Source organism: Fibrella forsythiae, assembly GCF_017353175.1.
Lineage (GTDB): Bacteria > Bacteroidota > Bacteroidia > Cytophagales > Spirosomataceae > Fibrella > Fibrella forsythiae.
The window spans coordinates 1-480 of the sequence record NZ_JAFMYW010000072.1 but is presented as its reverse complement, the minus strand read 5'-3'; the positions used below and the strand labels follow the sequence as shown (position 1 = coordinate 480).

The window sequence follows — 480 nt, the reverse complement described above, 5'->3', positions numbered from 1 at the left end:
ACTGTAGCTGGGTTGGACTTTGGCTATTATGAAGGTAACTGGGGTATGCTGCCCGATTTTGGCTCGCTTACCCCTGCCAAGACCGGCACTAACAGCGTGCCAGATTTAACGGTGCGTTCCCGTACAGAGAATTACGGCCTGAACTACACGGGCTACGTGAACGTACCTACCGATGGGGTCTACACTTTCTACACCTACTCTGACGATGGCAGCAAACTGCTGATCGGCACCACCGAGGTGGTCAACAACGACGGTGGGCATGGAGAACAGGAGCGGTCGGGCACCATTGGCCTCAAAGCGGGTACTCACGCCATCACCATTCCTTACTTCCAGGGCGGGGGTGGCCAGGCCCTGACGGTGAGCTACAGCGGCCCCGGCATCGGCAAACAAGCCATTCCGGCCTCAGCTTTCTTCCGGGTGGGATCGTCCACTCCACAGCCCCCGGCCGTGACACTCCGCACCCCGGAGAACCCGGCCAAT

Annotated in this window: 1 protein-coding gene; it reads left to right on the top strand. The window is 59.4% G+C overall.

The genetic code is table 11. From position 1 onward, the window contains the following. Positions 1 to 480: PA14 domain-containing protein (locus tag J2I46_RS32700; protein ID WP_262898085.1), on the top strand; the 480-nt coding region annotated here is incomplete at both ends.